Genomic DNA, 19,781 nt, shown 5'->3' on the forward strand with positions numbered 1-19,781 from the left:
ACCCGTCCCGTACCTGGGGGCTGCGCCGTCCCGTACCTGGGGGCTGCGCCCCCAGACCCCCCTTGTCGCGCTCCGCGCTCGTCCTCGAACGCCGGACGGGCTGAAATCAGCTGCTCCTCCGGCGTTCGAGGTCAGCCCCCCGGCGTGAAAGCCACCACGGCGATACGTCCCGTCGCGTGCGGCACCGCGGCCTCGCCGGTCAGCAGCGCGGCGTCGTAGCGCCCGAGGGTCAGCCCGGCCACCTCGGCCGTGCCGTCGAGCGCGACGATCAAGGCAGTCGGCGGGACGGCGAGGGGCAGCCGGGGATGCGTGACCGTGACGGTCGGGGCCACCTCGCCGCCCCTTCGCCACATGACGTTGAGGTTCACGACCGGGCCCCCGAGCAGCCGGCAGTCGGTCGGCAGGTCACCGGGAAAGGCCTGGGGCACGAACCGTGTGTCGACACGGCGGGGTTCGCCGCCGACGGTCAGGTCCATCCCCTCGCCCTCGACCATGGTGAGGATCCGGTCCACGTCGGCGAACGCCGAGAAGGGCCCGTCGGCGCCGACGTCGGCGAGGCTCACGCGCCACACGAAGTCGGCCATGTCCGCGCCCTCGGGCCGGGCGGCGATCTCGCGTGTCACCCCGCCGCCGTTCTTCCAGGGCACGGCGACCCGCTCGGCTGCGGGCAGCGGTCGGACGCTCACCGCACGATCCCGCGCGCCCGGGCCGCCGACAGCCACCGCGGGAACTCGCCCACGAGCCGGTCGTACAGCTCCCCGTCGGACACCTTCCGCGGATCCGAACCGGCATGGAAGAAACCGGCGTTGTCGACGGCCCGCTGCCGCGGCACGGCCAACTCGTCGAGTCTGCGCAGGAACTCGAACTGCCGGCTGCCCGGATCGCCGAACCCTATGAACTGCCAGAACAACGGAAGCTTCGCCGCCTTGCACACGTACCGTTCGGCGGCGAGTTTGTTGATCGGTCCGCCGTCGGTCTGGAAGACGACGAGGGCGGGGTCCTTGGAGCCGCTGTCGAGGTAGTGGTCGATGACGGCGTCCATGGCCAGGTGGTAGCTGGTCTTGCCCATGTGCCCGAGCCCGGCCACGATCCGCTCGATACGGCCCTGATGGTTGTCGAGGGCGATGTCGGTGACGGCGTCGACGTCCGTGGAGAAGAAGACGACCGGGACCACGCCGTCGTCGTCGAGGTGGGCGGAGAGCCCGAGCACCCGGTCGGCGAGTGCCTGCACGCTGCCGTCCCGGTAGTACGGCTTCATCGACCCGGAGTAGTCGACCACCAGATAGACGGCGGCCCGCTGCCCGCCCAGCCCGTGCCGGGTGAGCGAGACTCCCGCGCTCTTGTACAGACTGACCAGGGCGGGCGCGGTCTCCTCCACCTTGGTGAGGCTGATTCCGGCCATGCGGGGCTCCCATCGCGCGCGCGTTGCGGGAACGCCGAGATTACGTCACCACGGGACCCTGCCGTCCCACCCGTACCCCGCGTTCGCTATTTTGTTCGCCGCCGTCGCTGCCGTCCCCACCGGCTCATCGACCCCCTGTTCCCTATGCCTTTCGAGGAGCCGGCCGTGGAGCCCGAGTCCGCTGTCACCACCTGCTATCGCCATCCCAAGGTGGAGTCCCATGTGCGCTGCACCCGGTGCGACCGCTACATGTGCCCGGCCTGCATGCGCGAGGCGGCCGTGGGCCATCAGTGCGTGGAGTGCGTGAAGGAGGGCGCCCGCTCGATCCGTCAGCCCCGCACGGCCTTCGGCGGCCGGATCTCGACGGTGTCCGTGGTGACGTACGCGCTGATCGGCCTAAATGTGCTCGCCTATCTGGCCGAGTTGGCGCGTTCGTCGGTGGTGGACCGATTCGACATGCGGGGCGCCGGTCTGGTGGGGCCGGACGGCGGGCACTACGTGTGGCAGGCCACGTACCCGTCCGGCTTCCACCCGAGGGGGGTCGTCGACGGGGAGTGGTACCGGCTGCTGACCGGCGCGTTCCTGCATCTGCCGCCCACCGAGGGCACGTTCGGGATCCTGCACATCGTGATGAACATGGTCTCGCTGTGGAACATCGGCCGGGTCGTGGAGGCCCAGCTCGGCCGGGCCCGCTATCTCGCCCTGTATCTGCTGTCGGCGCTCGGCGGCTCGGTGCTCGTCCTGCTGATCGCTCCCGGCACCGACACACTCGGCGCGTCCGGCGCGATCTTCGGCCTCGGAGCCGCGTACTACGTGATGGCCCGCCGGCTCGGCGCGGACATGCGAGGCGTCAACCGTTTCATCGCGGGACTGCTGCTCTGGCTGCTGATCTCGGCGGGACTCACCTCCTGGCAGGGCCACTTGGGCGGCCTGCTGGCGGGCGGCATCGTGACGGTCGCCTACGCGTACGCGCCCCGCGACCGCCGCCGCGCCCCGATGCAGGCGGCCATCTGCGTGGGCCTCCTCGCGCTGCTGGTGATCCTCGCGGTGGTCAAGGTGTCGGGACTGAGGAGCGGCGCGGCCTAGCCCTACCCTGTGCGTCATGAGACGCGCGGGCTGCCTGCTGATCGCCGCCGTGCCGGTGCTCGCCACGGCGGCGGTGTACCTCGCGGTGCCCGAGCACCCGGCCCCGGCGGACGGCAAGGGCCGTACGCCGGTGTCGCGGCAGGCCGGCGCGAACGCCGAGGCGCGGGCCAGGCGGACGCGCGACGACCAGCTCGTCCGGGATCTGCCGGGCGGGCTCGCCGCACCGGACAAGAAGGAACTGGCCCAGAAGATCGTGGCGAGCGCCGAGAACTCCACGCTGGACTGGCGCCAGGCGTACGCCTACGTCGAGGACATCGGCGACGGCCAGGGCTATACGGCGGGCGTCATCGGCTTCTGCACCGGCACGCACGATCTGCTCACCCTGGTCGAGGGCTACACGAAGGACCACCCGGACAACGGCCTCGCCCGCTACCTCCCCGCCCTGCGCGAGGTCGACGGCACGGACTCCCACAAGGGCCTCGACCCGGGCTTCACCGCCGCCTGGAAGAAGGAGGCCCAGGTCCCCGCCTTCCGCGCGGCCCAGGACAGCGAACGCGACCGCGTCTACTTCGACCCCGCCGTCCGCCTCGCCAAACGCGACGGCCTCGGCACGCTCGGCCAGTTCCTCTACTACGACACCATGGTGATGCACGGCCCCGGCACCAATCCGCGGAGCTTCTACGGCCTGCGCGACCGCGCGAAAAGAGAGGCCGACCTCCCGTCCGAGGGCGGCGACGAGACGTCGTACCTCGACACCTTCCTGGACGTCCGCCGCGCGGTCATGAAGTCCAAGAATCCCCACCGCGACACCACCCGCATCGACACCGCCCAGCGGCGGTTCCTGTACGACGGGAACCTGGACCTGGAGCCGCCGCTGGAGTGGAAGGTGTACGGGGAGACGTACCGCGTGCCGTAGTGCCCCCGCAGGGCGTCCCCTTCTGCTGCAGCAGGTCCTGGGCCGGTTTGCCGTGCGGTTCGAGGACGTGTCCGTACGGGGACGCACCACGGCGCCCGCCAAAGTCCGGTCGGGGACAAGGCAGGCGCCGCGTTCAGTTCCGTACGCCGTTGTACGGGACGTCTGTTGGGGTGGAGCGTCAGACCATCAGGGAGCGGTCCGTCGGGCGGATCGGGGCCGGCAGCTCGCTCGCACCCGTGAGGAAGCGGTCGACGCCGCGGGCGGCCGAGCGGCCCTCCGCGATGGCCCAGACGATGAGGGACTGGCCGCGGCCCGCGTCACCGGCGACGTACACGCCGGGGACGTTGGTCGCGAACTCGGCGTCGCGGTCGATGTTGCCGCGCGCGTCGAGCTCCAGACCGAACTGGGAGACCAGGCCGTTCTCGACGTCCGTACCGGTGAAGCCCATCGCCAGCGTCACCAGCTGGGCCGGGATCTTGCGCTCCGTGCCCGGCTTCTGGGTCAGCTTGCCGCCGACGAACTCGACCTCGACGAGGTGCAGCCACTGGACGTTGCCGTCCTCGTCGCCCTCGAAGTGGGTGGTGTTGACGGAGTAGACCCGCTCACCGCCCTCCTCGTGCGCGGAGGTGACCTTGTAGAGCATCGGGAAGGTCGGCCAGGGCTGGCCCGGGTTCCGCTCCTCGCCCGGACGCGGCATGATCTCCAGCTGAGTCACCGAGGCCGCGCCCTGGCGGTGGGCCGTGCCCACGCAGTCCGCGCCGGTGTCGCCGCCGCCGATGACGATGACGTGCTTGCCCTCGGCCGTGATCGGGGGCGCCACGTAGTCGCCCTCCTGGACCTTGTTGGCCAGGGGGAGGTACTCCATCGCCTGGTGGATGCCGTTCAGCTCCCGCCCGGGGACGGGCAGGTCACGGGCGGTCGTCGCACCGGCGGCGATCACCACGGCGTCGTAGCGCTTGCGCAGCTTCGCCGCGTCGATGTCGCGGCCGATCTCCACGCCCGTACGGAACTTGGTGCCCTCCGCGCGCATCTGCTCGATACGGCGGTTGATGTGCCGCTTCTCCATCTTGAACTCGGGGATGCCGTAGCGCAGCAGGCCGCCGATGCGGTCGGCGCGCTCGTACACGGCGACCGTGTGGCCGGCCCGGGTCAGCTGCTGGGCGGCGGCGAGACCCGCGGGGCCCGAGCCGATGACCGCGACCGTCTTTCCGGACAGCCGCTCCGGGGCCTGGGGTGCGACGTCGCCGCTGTCCCACGCCTTGTCGATGATCGAGACCTCGACGTTCTTGATGGTCACGGCGGGCTGGTTGATGCCGAGCACACACGCCGACTCGCAGGGGGCGGGGCACAGGCGGCCCGTGAACTCCGGGAAGTTGTTCGTGGCGTGCAGACGCTCGGAGGCGGCGGACCAGTCCTCGCGGTAGGCGTAGTCGTTCCACTCGGGGATCAGGTTCCCCAGCGGACAGCCGTTGTGACAGAACGGGATACCGCAGTCCATGCAGCGCGAGGCCTGCTTGGAGATGATCGGGAGCAGCGAGCCGGGAACGTAGACCTCGTTCCAGTCCTTGACGCGCTCCTCGACCGGACGGGTCCTGGCGACCTCGCGGCCGTGGTTCAAAAAGCCCTTGGGATCAGCCATTGGTCGCCGCCTCCATCATCTTCTCGGTGATCTCGGACTCGGGGAGTCCGGCTCGCTCGGCGGCGTCCTTGGCGGCGAGCACTGCCTTGTACGTGCTGGGGATGATCTTGCTGAAGCGGTCCACGGACACGGACCACTCGGCGAGGAGCTTCTCGGCGACCGTCGAGCCGGTCTCCTCCGCGTGCCGGCGCACCACGTCGTGCAGCCACTGCTTGTCGGTGTCGTCGAGCTCCTCGACGGCGCCGGCGTTGCCGACGTTCACGTTGTCGCGGTTGAGGTCGATGACGTACGCGACGCCGCCGGACATTCCGGCCGCGAAGTTGCGGCCAGTCTCGCCGAGGACCACCGCGTGACCGCCGGTCATGTACTCGCAGCCGTGGTCGCCCACGCCCTCGGAGACCACCGTCGCGCCGGAGTTTCGGACGCAGAACCGCTCGCCGGTGCGGCCGCGCAGGAAGAGCTCGCCGCCCGTCGCGCCGTACGCGATGGTGTTGCCCGCGATCGTCGAGAACTCGGCGAGGTGGTCGGCGCCCCGGTCGGGACGGACGACGACCCGGCCGCCGGAGAGGCCCTTGCCGACGTAGTCGTTGGCGTCGCCCTCGAGGCGGAGGGTCACACCGCGCGGCAGGAAGGCGCCGAAGGACTGGCCCGCGCTGCCCGTGAAGGTGATGTCGATGGTGTCGTCGGGCAGACCCGCGCCGCCGAACTTCTTGGTCACCTCGTGGCCGAGCATGGTGCCGACCGTGCGGTTGATGTTGCGGATCGCGACCTGGGCGCGCACCGGCTGGGCATCGGCCTGGGAGTCCGCGGCCAGCGCGTCGGCCGCGAGCTTGATCAGCTCGTTGTCCAGCGCCTTCTCCAGGCCGTGGTCCTGCTCGACGACCTGGTGCAGCGGGGTGCCCGCGGGCAGCTCGGGCACGTAGAAGAGCGGGGACAGGTCCAGGCCCTGCGCCTTCCAGTGGTCGATCGCCCGCGCCACGTCGAGGGTCTCGGCGTGGCCGACGGCCTCCTCGATGGAGCGGAAGCCCAGCTCGGCGAGGATCTCGCGGACCTCTTCGGCGATGAACTTGAAGAAGTTCACGACGTGCTCGGCCTTGCCGGCGAAGCGGTCGCGGAGCACCGGGTTCTGCGTGGCGATGCCGACCGGGCAGGTGTCCAGGTGGCAGACGCGCATCATGACGCAGCCGGAGACGACGAGCGGCGCGGTCGCGAAACCGAACTCCTCGGCGCCGAGCAGCGCGGCGATGACGACGTCACGGCCGGTCTTCAGCTGGCCGTCGGTCTGCACGACGATGCGGTCGCGCAGGCCGTTGAGCAGCAGGGTCTGCTGGGTCTCGGCGAGGCCCAGCTCCCACGGTCCACCGGCGTGCTTGAGCGACGTCAGCGGCGACGCGCCCGTGCCACCGTCGTGACCCGAGATGAGGACGACGTCCGCGTGGGCCTTGGAGACACCCGCGGCGACCGTGCCGACGCCGACCTCCGACACCAGCTTCACGTGGATGCGCGCGGCAGGGTTGGCGTTCTTGAGGTCGTGGATCAGCTGAGCCAGGTCCTCGATGGAGTAGATGTCGTGGTGCGGCGGCGGAGAGATCAGGCCGACGCCCGGGGTGCTGTGCCGGGTCTGGGCGATCCAGGGGTACACCTTGTGGCCGGGCAGCTGGCCGCCCTCGCCGGGCTTGGCGCCCTGAGCCATCTTGATCTGGATGTCGTCCGCGTTGACGAGGTACTCCGACGTCACACCGAAGCGGCCGGAGGCGACCTGCTTGATGGACGAACGTCGCGCCGGGTCGTACAGCCGGTCCGCGTCCTCGCCGCCCTCACCGGTGTTGGACTTGCCGCCCAACTGGTTCATGGCGATGGCGAGCGTCTCGTGCGCCTCCTTGGAGATGGAGCCGTACGACATGGCGCCGGTGGAGAAGCGCTTGACGATCTCGGAGACGGGCTCGACCTCGTCGACGGAGATCGAGGGGCGGTCCGACTTGAAGCCGAACAGGCCGCGCAGCGTCATCAGGCGCTCGGACTGCTCGTTCACACGGCCCGTGTACTTCTTGAAGATGTCGTAGCTGCCGGAGCGCGTCGCGTGCTGGAGGCGGAAGACCGTCTCCGGGTCGAACAGGTGCGGCTCACCCTCGCGGCGCCACTGGTACTCGCCGCCTATGTCGAGGGCGCGGTGCGCGGGCGCGATGCCGGAGGCGGGGTACGCCTTGGCGTGACGCGCGGCGACCTCCTTGGCGATGACGTCGAGACCGGCGCCGCCGATCTTCGTGGCCGTGCCGTTGAAGTACTTCTCGACGAAGGCCTGGTCCAGGCCGACGGCCTCGAAGACCTGGGCGCCGCGGTAGGAGGCGACGGTCGAGATGCCCATCTTGGACATGACCTTGAGGACGCCCTTGCCGAGCGCGTAGATCAGGTTGCGGATGGCCTGCTCGGACTCGACGCCCTGCAGGAAGGTGCCCGCGCGGACGAGGTCCTCGACGGACTCCATCGCCAGGTACGGGTTGACCGCCGCGGCGCCGAAGCCGATGAGCAGGGCGACGTGGTGGACCTCGCGGACGTCACCGGCCTCGACCAGCAGGCCCACCTGGGTGCGCTGCTTGGTGCGGATGAGGTGGTGGTGGACGGCCGCAGTGAGCAGCAGCGACGGGATCGGCGCGTGCTCCGCGTCCGAGTGGCGGTCCGACAGGACGATCAGCCGGGCGCCGTTCTCGATGGCGGCGTCGGCCTCGGCGCAGATCTCCTCGATGCGCGCGGCGAGCGAGTCGCCGCCGCCGGAAACCCGGTACAGGCCGGACAGCGTCGCGGCCTTCATGCCGGGCATGTCGCCGTCGGCGTTGATGTGGATGAGCTTGGCGAGCTCGTCGTTGTCGATCACCGGGAAGGGCAGGGTGACGCTGCGACAGGAAGCGGCCGTCGGCTCGAGCAGGTTGCCCTGGGGGCCGAGGGACGAGCGCAGCGAGGTGACGAGCTCCTCGCGGATCGCGTCCAGCGGCGGGTTGGTGACCTGGGCGAACAGCTGGGTGAAGTAGTCGAAGAGCAGACGCGGGCGCGAGGACAGCGCGGCGATCGGCGAGTCCGTACCCATGGAACCGATCGGCTCCGCGCCGGCCTTGGCCATCGGGGCGAGCAGGACGCGCAGCTCCTCCTCGGTGTAGCCGAAGGTCTGCTGGCGACGGGTGACCGAGGCGTGGGTGTGCACGATGTGCTCGCGCTCGGGCAGGTCGGAGAGCTCGATCTCGCCGGCCTCCAGCCACTCCGCGTAGGGCTTCTCGGTGGCGAGGCCGGCCTTGATCTCGTCGTCCTCGATGATGCGGTGCTCGGCGGTGTCGACGAGGAACATCTTGCCGGGCTGCAGCCGGCCCTTGCGGATGACCTTCGCGGGGTCGATGTCGAGGACGCCGACCTCGGAGCCGAGGACGACGAGGCCCTCGTCGGTGACCCAGTAGCGGCCGGGGCGCAGGCCGTTGCGGTCGAGGACCGCGCCGACCTGGGTGCCGTCGGTGAAGGTGACGCAGGCCGGGCCGTCCCAGGGCTCCATCATCGTGGCGTGGAACTGGTAGAAGGCGCGGCGGGCCGGCTCCATGGAGTCGTGGTTCTCCCACGCCTCCGGGATCATCATCAGCACGGAGTGCGGGAGCGAACGGCCGCCCAGGTGCAGGAGTTCGAGCACCTCGTCGAAGGACGCCGAGTCGGAGGCGTCCGGCGTACAGACCGGGAAGATCCGCTCCAGGCCCTTGTCGCCGAAGAGGTCGGACAGGAGCTGGGACTCGCGGGCGCGCATCCAGTTGCGGTTGCCCTTGACCGTGTTGATCTCGCCGTTGTGCGCGACGAAGCGGTACGGGTGGGCGAGCGGCCAGCTCGGGAAGGTGTTGGTGGAGAACCGGGAGTGCACAAGCGCGATCGCGGAGGCGAAGCGGCGGTCGGACAGATCCGGGAAGAAGGGCTCCAGCTGGCCGGTGGTCAGCATGCCCTTGTAGACGATGGTCCGCGCCGACAGCGACGGGAAGTAGACGCCGGCCTCGCGCTCGGCGCGCTTGCGCAGCACGAACGCCTTGCGGTCGAGGTCGATGCCCTCCGAAGCCGACTCGCCGTCGGACACGAAGACCTGGCGGAAGGCGGGCATCGTCGAGCGGGCGGTGGCGCCGAGGAGTTCGGGAGCGACCGGGACCTCGCGCCAGCCGAGGACGGTGAGGCCCTCGTCGGCGGCGATCGTCTCGATCTGTGAGACGGCGGCGTCGGTGCCGTCCTCAGGCAGGAAGGCGATGCCTACCGCATACGCACCGGCTGCGGGGAGATCGAATCCGGCCACGTCACGAAGGAAGGCGTCCGGAACCTGGGAGAGGATGCCCGCACCGTCACCCGAGTCGGGCTCGGAGCCGGTGGCACCGCGGTGCTCCAGGTTGCGCAGAACCGTGAGCGCCTGCTCGACCAGCGCGTGGCTCGCCTCGCCGGTGAGGGTGGCCACGAAGCCGACGCCGCAGGCGTCGTGCTCGTTGCGGGGGTCGTACATACCCTGCGCAGCAGGGCGAGCATCCATGAAGGACCAGTTCTGGCCGTTCGCGGAGTGCTGGGACGGCTGGCGCGGCGTACGCATCGGCTCTCCCGTCGTCGTCGTGGCTGGGGGCTCCTCCCAGGCTCTTAGGGCTCTGGGGGAGACATCTGCCGAGGGACGACGTTGGCCCTCTGCTGGGGGTGCAAAATTTCGTGCAGGTTACATGATGGAGCGAATCCCGGGAACCGGATACGTCGTTCCAGCATGCGGACACCGCGGGGTCACGGTGGGGGTACCGCGCTCGGCGGTGAAGGTGAGGGGACCCAAGCGGACAGATCAGTGTCCGTCGGTCCGGATCTTGGCGGGCAACGTCGCCCGCCACGATCGGTGCGGAGCAGGCGTCATTGCCCGCGGCGCTTACGGCTCATGCCCGTTGGTTAAGGAATCGAAACCGCCGAGTAACAGCTAATTATGCAGTTCCTTGCATAAGTGCTCAGCGCGTCATCCTACGGCCGTACCGAACAGACTGCCCAGGACGTACGTCACACCCGCCGCGGCACCACCGAGTGCGAGCTGCCGCAGCCCGCTGTACCACCAGGACCGCGCCGTCACCTTGGCCACGATCGCGCCGCAGGCGAAGAGCCCGATCAGGGCGAGCAGCAGCGCGGGCCACAGGGCGGTCGCGCCGAGCAGGAACGGCAGTACGGGGAGCAGGGCACCCAGCGCGAAGGAGCCGAAGCTGGACACGGAGGCGACGGTCGGGGAGGGCAGGTCGCCGGGGTCGATGCCCAGCTCCTCGCGGGCGTGGATCTCGAGGGCCTGCTCGGGGTCGCGGGAGAGCTGCCTGGCGACTTCGCGGGCCAGCTCGGCATCGACGCCACGCGCCTCGTACAGCTCGGCGAGCTCGCGCTCCTCGTCCTGCGGGTGCTTGCGCAACTCCCGCCGCTCCACGTCGAGTTCGGCCTCGACGAGTTCGCGCTGCGAGGCGACGGAGGTGTACTCGCCCGCGGCCATCGAGAAGGCGCCGGCGGCGAGGCCCGCGAGTCCGGTGATGACGATCGTCTGATGCGAGACGGAGCCGCCGGCGACGCCGGTCATGAGGGCGAGGTTGGAGACGAGACCGTCCATCGCGCCGAACACCGCCGGGCGCAGCCATCCGCCGTTCACATCCCGGTGGGTGTGGTTGTCGCGGTGCGCTGCGTGGAGTGTCGCTTCGGTCTCGATGATGGCCATGCCGGTCCCCCAGGCTGCTTGCTTGGACTGTTTCCACTTTTCGACAACTACGAAAGTACGCCTGCACTTTCTTCGCCGCCAGCAAGGAAAGGCTGCGCTAACCTGCGCCTTTAGACTTTTCCGCTCATCCGTGCCATGTCATGCACAGATGTCGACCGGGTGACAGTGCGGCCCGTGAGGCTCTTGTCAACCGCCAATGTGGGACAGATCCGCAAAGGGTTCCGCGCGCCGAGTTCCGCGCACTGGCAGGGGCCCTGAGAGGAGAGGCACGTATGGCTTCCATCGCCTGCATTCCCTCGGTCCCGGCGCCCGGGGACGCCGCCGGTCTGCGCGAACGGGCGCGCGGCGCGCTGCTCGGACTCGCCGTCGGGGACGCGCTGGGCGCGCCCGCCGAGAACATGAAGCCGTCGGAGATCCGTGCGAAGTGGGGCCGGATCACCGGATATGTCGCCGAGCACCCGGCCGGGACGGACGACACGGAGTACGCGATCTTCTCGGGGCTGCTGTTGGCCCGGCACGGGTCGGCGCTCACCGTGGCCCATGTCGAGGCGGCCTGGCATCAGTGGATCGCGGACCAGGACGAGGGGCCGTTCCGGGGGGCCGGCTTCAGCGAGCGGGGCACGCTGGAGAACCTGCGCCGCGGTCTGGCGGCGCCGATCTCCGCCCAGCACCGGCACGCGTGGAGCGACGGACTGGCCATGCGCGCGGCCCCCTTCGGTGTCTTCGCCGCGGGCCGGCCCGCCGAAGCCGCCCGGCTCGTCGCGATCGACGGCTCGGTGAGCCACGACGGCGAGGGCATCTACGGCGGCCAGGCGGTGGCGGCGGGCGTCGCGGCGGCGATGGCGGGCGCCCCCACGATCGCGGTGGTCGCGTCCGCGCTCGCGGTGATCCCGGACGACTCCTGGACCGCCCGCTCGCTGCGCCGGGCGGTCGCCGTCGCCCACCGCGGCGAGCGCGCGGTCCGCTCCGCGGTGGTGATCGGCGGCTACCCCTGGACGGACCTCGCCCCGGAGGCCGTCGCCCTCGCCTTCGGCGCGTACGCGGCCGCCGACGGCGCCTTCACGGAGTCCGTCCTCGCGGCGGTCAACATGGGCCGCGACGCCGATACGACCGCCGCGGTGGCCGGCGCCCTGGCCGGCGCGACCCGCGGCGCCTCGTCCATCCCGGCCGCCTGGGCCGCGGCGATCGGCCCGGCGCGGGGCAGCTGTCTCCCCTCGATGGAGGGCCACCACGTCCTGGACGTGGCGGAGCTGCTGACGCCGGGCGGCGACGGGAAGTGGGGGGCCGGGGGGCTCGTACGAGACGGGAACGTACGCGGGCCGGGCGGCAAGCGGCCATCCCCCGACGCGGGTGCGTACGCCTTTCCCGCCGCGGACGCCTACGTCCTCGCCGCCGACGACGACGAGGTACGACCGTGAGCCCCGGCCTGGTCGGCGACACCCCGACAGAGGGAACGGGCGAGGGAGCCGGCGCGAGCCCCGGCCCGGAGACCACGTCCACACCGCGGGCCTCGGCGGGGGACAACACGGAGGAACCCGGCGCGGCGGGGCCTGGCACGGGGGTGCCTGACGGGACAGGGTCCGGCACGGAGACATCCCGCACGACGGGACCTGCCACAGAGGCTCCCGGCACGGGGGTGCCCGCGAGGGAGGGGCCCGGCACGGGGGTGCCCGCGAGAGAAGGACCCGGCACGGGGGCGCCCGCCAGAGAAGGGCCCGACACGGGCACGCCCGCGAGAAAAGGGCCCGGCACCGAGACTCCCGGCACGGAGGAGCCCCGCACGACGAGGCCCGCAACACAAGCCCCCGACACGGGGACGCCCGCCAGAGAAGGACCCGGCACCGAGACTCCCGGCACGGAGGAGCCCCGCACGACGAGGCCCGCAACACAAGCCCCCGACACCGGGACGCCCGCCACAGAAGGCCCCCGCGCACATGCTCCCGGCACGGAGGAGCCCCACACGACGAGGCCCGCAACACAAACCCCCGACACCGGGACGCCCGCCACAGAAGGCCCCCGCGCACAGGCTCCCGGCACCGAGGAGCCCCGAGCGCACGAGGCCGGCACGGCGACGCCCCGTACGCGCATGCTCGGCGCCGTAGCTCTCCGTGCGCAGGTGGACCTCCGCGGGCAGGCGAACCCCCGCGAGCGGGCAGCGCCCCGCACGCAAGCGGACCCCCGTCCACAGGTGGTCCTCCGCCCGGAGGTGGATCCCCGCCCGGACGTGCCCCCGCGCCCGCATCCCCGGCGTATCGAGGGGCTTCTGCTCGGGCTTGCCGCGGGGGACGCCGCGGGGTGGCCTGCGGCGCGGCATCGGGCCGCGCGGATGCCCGAGTGGACGCGGCGGCTGACGCGGGAGCTGGACACGTTCGCGGAGCAGAACGCGACCACGACGTTGCCCGTACCGATCGCGCTGAACCAGCCGCCGGAGCCACTGCGGCTCGGCCCGTCGGACGACGCGGAGTGGGCGGCGTTCGCGGCGGAGGCGGTGCTGCGGGCCGGCGAGGGCGCCGCGCTCGGCGATCTGAGCCGGGAGCGGCGCATGCGCGCGTCCATCGACCTCTCCTGGAACGCCATCGCCAGCGAGGTCGCCGCGGCCGCCGAACGCGCCCCCGAAGTCGAGTCGGCACTGCTTCCGCTGCGCGCCCGGATCTCCGTACGGGCGGGTCTCGGCAACCTCGCCACCGGCCTTCGCCCGCCCGCCACCGGCCACGACAACCCCCACTACTTCGACGACGCGGCCTGCGTACGGGCCTGCGTGCTCGCCGTCGCCCACCCGGGCGATCCCCGGCTCGCAGCGGAACTGGCCGAGTTCGACGCCCGTTACACCCAGGACGGCGACGGCGTGCACGGCGCCCGGGCCATTGCCGCCGCCCTCGCGCTCGCCCTCGCCGGCGCAGGCGTCGACGCCTGCGCGGACGCCGCCCTGGCAGAACTCCCCGAGTCGACGGAGATCGGCCGCAACGCCCGGCACGCGCTCGACCTTGCCCGCGCCAGCGAGGGAACGTTCGCCCTGGTCCCCCTGCTGGAGCACCAGATCGTCGACCACGTCTACAGCTACGGCATCGCCGCCGCGGAAACCGTCCCGGTGGCCCTCGCCCTGGCCACCGCCGCGCGCGGCCGGATCGCCGAGGCGGTGCCCGCCGCCGCGTGTCTGTCCCGGGTCGCCGACTCGGCCCCGGCGCTCGCGGGCGCGCTCACCGGCGCACTCGGCGGCGGCGCCGCGATCCCCGCCTCCTGGCGGGACGCCTGCCGCACCCTCTCCGGCTGCGCCCTGCCCCGTCTGACGGGGACGGATCTCGTCGGACTCGCCGATCTGCTCGAAGCGACGGAACTGGCCACCCCAGAGGGATGATTCGGGCATGACGCCCAAAGGAGAAGGAACAGGAACCCTCGACGAACGGATCACCGGAGCCCTCGTCGGAGCCGCCGTCGGCGACGCGCTCGGCGGCCCCGTCGAGGGCTACTCCCCCGAGCAGATCACCGAACGTCACGGCGGCCGTGTCCACGGCATCGTCGGTCCCTGGAACGGCGCCGACTGGCGCACCGCCCGCCCCCTCGCCCCCTACCACAAGGGCGATGGGCACGTCACCGACGACACCTTGATGACCCATGCGCTGGTACGGGTGTACGCCACCGTCCGCGACCACCTCGACGCGTACGCCGTCGCCGAGCACCTGGTCCCCGACCTCATGGGCACCCCCCGCTGGATCCCCGAACTGGAGGCCGAGGCCCTTCCCCTCCAGCGGATCTTCCTCGCGGAGAAATGGCTGGTCGCCCGCCTCCACTACGGCCATGTGGACCCCCGCGAGGCCGGCACCGGCAACATCGTCAACTGCGGCGCCGCGATGTACATGGCCCCGGTCGGCCTGGTCAACGCGGCGAACCCGGCCGCCGCGTACGCCGAGGCGCTCGACATCGCGGGCGCCCACCAGTCGTCCTACGGCCGCGAGGCCGCGGGCGTCTTCGCGGCTGCGGTCGCGGCGGCGTGCGCACCCGGCGCCAGCCCCGCCTCGGTGATCGACGCCTGCCTGTCCCTGGCGAAGGACGGCACGCGGGCCGCCATCGAGTCGGTCTGCGAAGCCGCCTCCCGCCACGACGACTTCGAGTCGGCCCTGACCCCACTCCGGGAAGCGGTGGCCCCCTACGACACCGTCGGTCCCGACTACCGCACTCCCTCCCTCGGCGCCCGCCGCCCCTCCCGCCTCCACTCCATCGAGGAACTCCCCGTCGCGCTGGGCATGTTGCTGGTCGCGGCCGGCGACTACCGGCACGCGGTCCTCGGCTCGGTCAACTACGGCCGCGACTGCGACTCCATCGCCACCATGTCCGGCGCCCTCGCGGGCGCCCTCGGCGCGGAGGTCCCGCACGACTGGGCGAAGACGGTGGCCGAGTCGAGCCGCCTCGACCTCGACGCCCCGGCGAGGACGCTCGCCGAAGTGACCCGCGAGATCTTCGAACGGGACGTACGCCGTCGCCGCGCCCACGAATCGGCGTACGCCGAGCTGACGGGGACACCATGCTCAGACTGACCTGGGTCCAACCCGAGGACCTCCTCGGCCACGAACTCCACCAGGCGACCCAGGACGGCCGCGAGCCCGCCGCCGTCGCCGCCCGCTGGCACGCGGCAGGCGGCCCCGAGGCCCCTCTGCGCGCAGGCGCGTCACCGAGTCCGGCGTCCCCTTATCTGCGCGTCCTGGCCGAGGATCTTCTGGACGAACTGACCGACTTGCCGAGCAAGTTGACAGACCAGGAGCCGACAGACCTGGCAAAAATCAAGGCCCACTGGCCGACCGACATAGCTGCGGGTCTGCGTGCCGCCAGGCCCTGCGCCCGTCCCGCAGAGAGCGGCACCCCGCCGGCGCCGGGTCGCGCACCCACCCCGCCCGCCACCCGGGCTCGCCTGGAAGCAGCCTGGCTGGGCCGGGCAGCAGGGTGCCTCCTGGGCAAACCAGTGGAGAAGCTCCCTCTCCAGGGGATCAGAGCACTCGCCCGAGCCACGGGTAACTGGCCCCTCCACACCTGGTTCACGGAAAGAGGCGTCCCCGACAACGTCAAGACCACGTACCCGTGGAACAAACGCTCCGCGCTCACCTCGCTCGCCGAGAACATCGACGGCATGCCGGAGGACGACGACCTCAACTACCCCCTGTTGAACCTCCTGTTGCTCCAGCGCCACGGCAGAGACTTCACCACCATGGACGTGGCCAGGCTCTGGCTGGACGAACTCCCCGCGGGCCGCACATTCACCGCGGAACGCATCGCGTACCGCAACCTCCTCACCGGCATCGAACCCCCACGCACGGCCCGCCTCCGCAACCCGTTCCGCGAGTGGATCGGCGCCCTGATCCGCGCGGACGTGCACGGCTGGACGAACCCCGGCGACCCGGCCGCCGCCGCGGCACAGGCCCACCGCGACGCCACCCTCACCCACACCGCGAACGGCGTCTACGCGGCGATGTTCACGGCGGCCACGATCGCCGAGGCGGCCACCGGAGCGAGCGACGTCCACGCCTGCCTTCGCACCGGACTCACCGTCGTCCCGCCCGGCTCCCGACTGGCCCAGGCAGTGCGCCAAGCCATGGGACTCGCCCGTACTACAGAGGACTTCGACACCGTCGTCGACGAGCTGCACACCACCCACCACGCCTACCACTGGGTCCACGCCATCCCGAACACCGCCCTGATCGCCGCCGCGCTCACCCACGCGGACGGCGACTTCACCGGCTCCATCTGCCGGGCGGTGTCGGGCGGGTGGGACACCGACTCGAACGGCGCGACGGCCGGCAGCATCGCGGGCCTGCTGGCCGGGCGCCCCAGCGCCCTCCCCGACCGCTGGACGAGCCCCCTGAAGAACCGACTCGCCACCTCGATCGCCGACTTCAACGGCGTCGGCTTCGACACCCTCGCCGACCTCACACAACGGGAGACCCGTCGCCCATGACCCATATCGCCGTGCTCGGCAGCACGAACATGGACCTCGTCGCGTACGTCACCAAGGCCCCGCAGCGCGGAGAGACCGTGACGGGACGGGAGTTCCGTACGATCCCCGGCGGCAAGGGCGCCAACCAGGCGGTGGCCGCGGCGCGCGCGGGCGCCGACGTCTCGATGATCGGCGCGGTCGGCGCGGACGCCTTCGGCAGCCAGCTCCGGTCCACCCTGGAGCACTCGGGCGTGGACACCGACCATCTGCGCACCACCGAGGGCCCGTCCGGCACCGCGCACATCGTCGTGGACGACGAGGGCGGCAACGCGATCGTCGTCATCCCCGGCGCCAACGGCACGGTCACCGCCCTCGCCCCGGGCGACGAAGGCCTCATCGCCGCCGCCGACGTGCTCCTGCTCCAGCTGGAAATCCCGCTGAACGCCGTCCTCGCGGGCGCGGAGGCAGCGCGCCGCCACGGCGTCCGCACGCTCCTGACACCGTCCCCCGTTCAGCCCCTCTCGTCCCAACTCCTCGCCAGCATCGACCTGTTGGTGCCCAACGAGCACGAGGCCGCCGCGCTCACCGGTGTCACCGACCCGCGTGAGGCGGCCGCCGCCCTGCTCGACCAAGTCCAGCAAGTCGTCGTGACGCTGGGCGCGGCGGGCAGTCTGTACGCGGCCCGCGGCGCCGAACCCGTCACCGTGCCCGCGCCCCAGGTGAGCGCCGTGGACTCGACCGGCGCGGGTGACACCTTCGTCGGCACGCTCGCGGTGGCACTAGCCGAGGGCCGGGAGATGCCGGAGGCACTCGAGTGGGCGTCGGCGGCGGCCGCGCTGTCGGTGCAGCGGCCGGGGGCGTCGTCCTCGATGCCGTACCGCTCCGAGATCGACGCCCAGGCGTCGCGGCACCTCTCATGAGCGCGCGCCAGGAACAGGAACAGGGACCCCTGACCGGCCTGCGCGTCCTCGACCTCGCAACGCTGTTCGCCGGACCGCTCGCCGCGACCATGCTCGGCGACTTCGGAGCAGAGGTCATCAAGGTCGAGCATCCGGCCAAGCCGGACCCGTCCCGGGGCCACGGCCCTTCGAAGAACGGCGTCGGGCTGTGGTGGAAGCTCCTCGGCCGCAACAAGCGCGCCATCACCCTCGACCTGTCGAAGCGCGGCGGCCGGGAGACCCTGCTGCGCCTCGCTGCCACCACCGACGTGATCATCGAGAACTTCCGCCCCGGCACACTGGAGAAGTGGGACCTGGGCTGGGAGGAGCTGTCGGCCGCCAACCCCCGGCTGGTGCTCGCCCGGGTCACCGCCTTCGGCCAGTTCGGCCCGTACGCGCGCCGCCCCGGCTTCGGCACACTCGCGGAGGCGATGAGCGGCTTCGCGGCGATCACCGGTGAACCGGACGCGCCTCCGACGCTTCCCCCGTTCGGCCTGGCCGACTCGATCACCGGCCTGGCGACGGCGTACGCCGTGATGACCGCGCTGACGGCCCGCGAGCGCACCGGCGAGGGCCAGGTGGTCGACATGGCGATCATCGAACCGATCCTGACCGTCCTCGGCCCGCAGCCCATCTGGTACGACCAGCTGGGCCACGTCCAGCCCCGCACGGGCAACCGCTCCGCGAACAACGCGCCCCGCAACACCTACCGCACCGCGGACGGCTCCTGGGTCGCGGTCTCGACATCGGCGCAGTCGATCGCCGAGCGGGTGATGCGGCTGGTCGGCCGCCCGGAGCTGATCGCCGAACCGTGGTTCGCGACGGGCGCGGACCGGGCGTGCCACGCGGACATCCTGGACGAGGCGGTCGGCACGTGGATCGCCGACCGCACCCGCGCCGACGTCCTGGAGGCCTTCGAGAAGGCGGAGGCGGCGGTGGCTCCCATCCAGGACGTGCGGGACGTCATGACCGACCCGCAGTACGAGGCCCTCGACTCGATCACCACCGTCGACGACCCCGATCTGGGCCCCCTGCGCATGCAGAACGTCCTCTTCCGGCTCTCCGCCACCCCTGGCGCCATCCACTGGGCGGGCCGCTCCCACGGCGCCGACACGCACCCCGTCCTCACAGAACTCGGCCTGACGGCGGCCGAGATCAACGCCCTGCGAGCGGAGGGCGCCCTGTGACCGCCGACCCTCTGCCGCTCACCTGGCTGTACGCCCCGGGGGACCGTCCCGACGTCGTGGTCAAGGCGCTCGCCTCCGGGGCGGACGTGGTGCTCGTCGACCTGGAGGACGCGGTCGCACCGGACCGCAAGGAGTACGCCCGCGACGCGACGGCGGAGCTGCTCGCCGAGCCGCCACCCGTTCCGGTCCACGTCCGTGTCAACGCGCTCGACGGCCCCCTGGCCGACGCCGACCTCAAGACCCTCTCGCCGCTCCCCGGCCTGTCCGGTCTCCGTCTGCCCAAAGTGACCTCGCCCGACGACGTCGTACGGGTCGCGGAGGGCGCCAGTCCCGCCGAGGGCGGCGCGATTCCCCTGTACGCCCTCCTGGAGACGGCCCTCGGCATCGAACACGCCTTCGCCATCGCGTCGGCGCACCACGCGCTGCACGGTATCGCCCTCGGGGAGGCCGACCTACGGGCCGACCTGGGCGTACGCGACGACGCCGGCCTGGAGTGGTCCCGCGCCCGCCTGATCGTGGCCGCCCGCGCGGCGGGTCTGCCCCCGCCGGTCCAGTCGGTCTACCCCGACATCCGCGACATGGAGGGCCTCGCCGCGTCCTGCGCCCATGGCCGCGCCCTCGGCTTCCTCGGCCGCGCCGCCATCCACCCCCGCCAGCTCCCCATCATCGAGCACGCCTACCTCCCCACCCCGGCGGAGATCGATACCGCCGAGGCCATCGTGAAGGCCGCCGCCACCGACCAGGGCGCCCAGGCCCTCCCCGACGGCCGCTTCATCGACGCGGCCGTCGTAACGGGCGCCCACCGCACCCTGGCACTGGCCCACCGCCGCGCCTGAAGGCGGTTCTCGCCCCCGCCGCCCCTGCCCGTCCCGTCCTTGGGGGCTCCGCCCCCAAACCCCCGCTCCTCAAACGCCGGAGGGGCTGAAAATCTTTAGCCCGTCCGGCGTTTGAGGACGAGCGCGAAGCGC

General features: G+C 71.8%; 14 protein-coding genes. 9 read left to right on the plus strand and 5 right to left on the minus strand.

Annotated elements, in window-relative coordinates; translation table 11 throughout:
• Positions 1-131: 131 nt before the first annotated feature.
• On the minus strand, positions 132-686 hold the full coding sequence (locus tag AB0D27_RS41000) for a HutD family protein (protein WP_362519534.1): 555 nt from the start codon (positions 684-686) through the stop codon (positions 132-134).
• Entirely contained in the window at positions 683-1,402 is a 720-nt protein-coding gene (locus AB0D27_RS41005) for a VWA domain-containing protein (RefSeq protein WP_362519537.1), read from the minus strand. The genes AB0D27_RS41000 and AB0D27_RS41005 overlap by 4 nt, the downstream gene beginning before the upstream one ends.
• Positions 1,403-1,567: 165 nt before the next feature.
• Between AB0D27_RS41005 and AB0D27_RS41010 the strand changes: the two genes are divergently transcribed.
• Both AB0D27_RS41010 and AB0D27_RS41015 read left to right on the plus strand, forming a co-directional pair.
• On the plus strand, positions 1,568-2,488 hold the full coding sequence (locus AB0D27_RS41010) for a rhomboid family intramembrane serine protease (RefSeq protein ID WP_362519540.1): 921 nt from the start codon (positions 1,568-1,570) through the stop codon (positions 2,486-2,488).
• Between the two features lie 16 nt (positions 2,489-2,504).
• The gene (locus tag AB0D27_RS41015; RefSeq protein ID WP_362519542.1) at positions 2,505-3,404 is read left to right on the plus strand and encodes a chitosanase; all 900 of its coding nucleotides are present in this window, start codon (positions 2,505-2,507) and stop codon (positions 3,402-3,404) included.
• A 178-nt stretch (positions 3,405-3,582) separates the two neighbouring features.
• On the opposite strand, the gene AB0D27_RS41020 is transcribed toward AB0D27_RS41015, so the two are convergent.
• The 3 genes from AB0D27_RS41020 to AB0D27_RS41030 all read right to left on the minus strand — a co-directional run bounded on the left by AB0D27_RS41020 (position 3,583) and on the right by AB0D27_RS41030 (position 10,765).
• Complete coding sequence (locus AB0D27_RS41020) at positions 3,583-5,043, minus strand: glutamate synthase subunit beta (protein WP_362519544.1); 1,461 nt, start codon at positions 5,041-5,043, stop codon at positions 3,583-3,585.
• Positions 5,036-9,634, minus strand: a complete 4,599-nt coding sequence (gene gltB, locus AB0D27_RS41025; protein ID WP_362519546.1) for a glutamate synthase large subunit — start codon at positions 9,632-9,634, stop codon at positions 5,036-5,038. The genes AB0D27_RS41020 and gltB overlap by 8 nt, the downstream gene beginning before the upstream one ends.
• 399 nt (positions 9,635-10,033) lie before the next feature.
• Positions 10,034-10,765 (minus strand): VIT1/CCC1 transporter family protein, encoded by a 732-nt coding sequence (locus AB0D27_RS41030; RefSeq protein ID WP_362519549.1) that lies wholly within the window; start codon positions 10,763-10,765, stop codon positions 10,034-10,036.
• Positions 10,766-11,037: 272 nt separating this feature from the next.
• On the opposite strand from AB0D27_RS41030, the gene AB0D27_RS41035 reads away from it, so the two are divergent.
• From AB0D27_RS41035 to AB0D27_RS41065, 7 genes are all read left to right on the plus strand, one after another.
• Complete coding sequence (locus AB0D27_RS41035) at positions 11,038-12,183, plus strand: ADP-ribosylglycohydrolase family protein (RefSeq protein WP_362519552.1); 1,146 nt, start codon at positions 11,038-11,040, stop codon at positions 12,181-12,183.
• A gap of 770 nt (positions 12,184-12,953) precedes the next feature.
• Positions 12,954-14,120 carry an ADP-ribosylglycohydrolase family protein gene (locus tag AB0D27_RS41040; protein WP_362519555.1) on the plus strand — a complete coding sequence of 389 codons (1,167 nt, stop codon included), beginning with the start codon at positions 12,954-12,956 and terminating at the stop codon, positions 14,118-14,120.
• A 7-nt stretch (positions 14,121-14,127) separates the two neighbouring features.
• Positions 14,128-15,297 (plus strand): ADP-ribosylglycohydrolase family protein, encoded by a 1,170-nt coding sequence (locus AB0D27_RS41045; RefSeq protein WP_362519558.1) that lies wholly within the window; start codon positions 14,128-14,130, stop codon positions 15,295-15,297.
• Positions 15,285-16,709, plus strand: coding sequence for an ADP-ribosylglycohydrolase family protein (locus AB0D27_RS41050; protein WP_362519561.1), 1,425 nt, complete (start codon positions 15,285-15,287; stop codon positions 16,707-16,709). Before AB0D27_RS41045 ends, AB0D27_RS41050 begins: the two co-directional genes overlap by 13 nt.
• Positions 16,706-17,608 carry a ribokinase gene (gene rbsK, locus AB0D27_RS41055; protein ID WP_362519564.1) on the plus strand — a complete coding sequence of 301 codons (903 nt, stop codon included), beginning with the start codon at positions 16,706-16,708 and terminating at the stop codon, positions 17,606-17,608. The genes AB0D27_RS41050 and rbsK overlap by 4 nt, the downstream gene beginning before the upstream one ends.
• Positions 17,605-18,813, plus strand: a complete 1,209-nt coding sequence (locus AB0D27_RS41060; RefSeq protein WP_362519567.1) for a CoA transferase — start codon at positions 17,605-17,607, stop codon at positions 18,811-18,813. Before rbsK ends, AB0D27_RS41060 begins: the two co-directional genes overlap by 4 nt.
• Positions 18,810-19,649: a CoA ester lyase gene (locus AB0D27_RS41065; RefSeq protein ID WP_362519569.1), complete on the plus strand. Its 840-nt coding sequence runs from the start codon at positions 18,810-18,812 to the stop codon at positions 19,647-19,649. Before AB0D27_RS41060 ends, AB0D27_RS41065 begins: the two co-directional genes overlap by 4 nt.
• Positions 19,650-19,781: the final 132 nt, after the last annotated feature.

Source organism: Streptomyces sp. NPDC048415 (assembly GCF_040651675.1).
GTDB lineage: Bacteria > Actinomycetota > Actinomycetes > Streptomycetales > Streptomycetaceae > Streptomyces.